This window comes from Mesorhizobium sp. M7D.F.Ca.US.004.03.1.1, from assembly GCF_003998635.1.
Lineage (GTDB): Bacteria > Pseudomonadota > Alphaproteobacteria > Rhizobiales > Rhizobiaceae > Mesorhizobium > Mesorhizobium loti.
In genome coordinates this window covers 1-936 of record NZ_RZQG01001459.1, presented here as the reverse complement: position 1 = coordinate 936, position 936 = coordinate 1, and the positions used below count along the sequence as shown (strand labels likewise).

The 936-nt window shown below is 66.0% G+C and carries 1 protein-coding gene and 1 pseudogene; one reads left to right on the top strand and one right to left on the bottom strand.

Annotated elements, in window-relative coordinates:
• A pseudogene (locus EN935_RS42590) lies at positions 1 to 143 on the bottom strand (threonine-phosphate decarboxylase); the annotation flags it as partial.
• Between EN935_RS42590 and cbiB the strand changes: the two are divergent.
• A partial coding sequence (gene cbiB / locus EN935_RS37940; protein ID WP_127374336.1) for an adenosylcobinamide-phosphate synthase CbiB occupies positions 142 to 936 on the top strand: 795 nt, incomplete at its 3' end. The pseudogene EN935_RS42590 and the gene cbiB overlap by 2 nt on opposite strands.

Genomic DNA, 936 nt, shown 5'->3' with positions numbered 1-936 from the left:
GTGGCGGGCAGGTCGAAAAGCGGATAGGAGTGCGGATTGATACCGGTCGAGAGGTCGACGAAAGGCCGCGAAGCGTTGGGGAAAAGCGCCCTCGCCCGGCCAAGACTTCCACCATGGTCCACCGCTCCTTCAAGAAGCTTCATGTCAGTCCTGATCGCTTTCCTGTCATTGGCCGTCGAATTCGCCCTCGGTTACCCGGACTGGCTGTTTCGCGCCATCGGCCATCCGGTGACGTGGTTCGGCAGGCTGATATCCTTTCTTGACCGCAGGCTCAACCACGCCACTGATCCCGACGCGCTGCGTCGCAAGCGTGGTGTCCAGGCGCTGCTGGTCATCGTGCTGGTGCCGGCGATAGTTGGCCTCGGCGTGCAGGTCCTGCTCTGGTTCGTTCCCATGGGGCTATTCATCACTGTCCTTCTGGCTACGTCGCTTCTGTCGCAGAAGAGCCTTTACGAGCATGTCGAGGCGGTGGCGGACGCACTCGATACCGGTGGCCTCGCTTTGGGCCGCGTGGCCGTCTCGCGAATCGTCGGCCGCGATCCCGAAACACTGGACAGGGCCGGTGTTTGCCGCGCGGCGATCGAGAGCCTGGCCGAGAATTTTTCCGACGGCATCGTTGCCCCCGCCTTTTGGACCGGCGTCGGCGGCCTGGGCGGCGGCGCTGCCTACAAGGCCGCCAACACCGCCGATTCGATGATCGGCCACCGCACCCCGCGCCACGAGGCCTTCGGCTGGGCGGCGGCGCGCTTCGACGATTGGATCAACCTGCCGGCGTCGCGGGTGACGGCGCTGCTGATCGTGCTGGCGGCTTTCCTGGTCAGGGGCGCCGATCCGCGCAATGCCTGGCATGCGGTGTGGCGCGACGCGAAAAAACACCGCTCGCCCAATGCCGGCTGGCCGGAAGCGGCAATGGCCGGCGCGCTCGGCCTGGCGCTC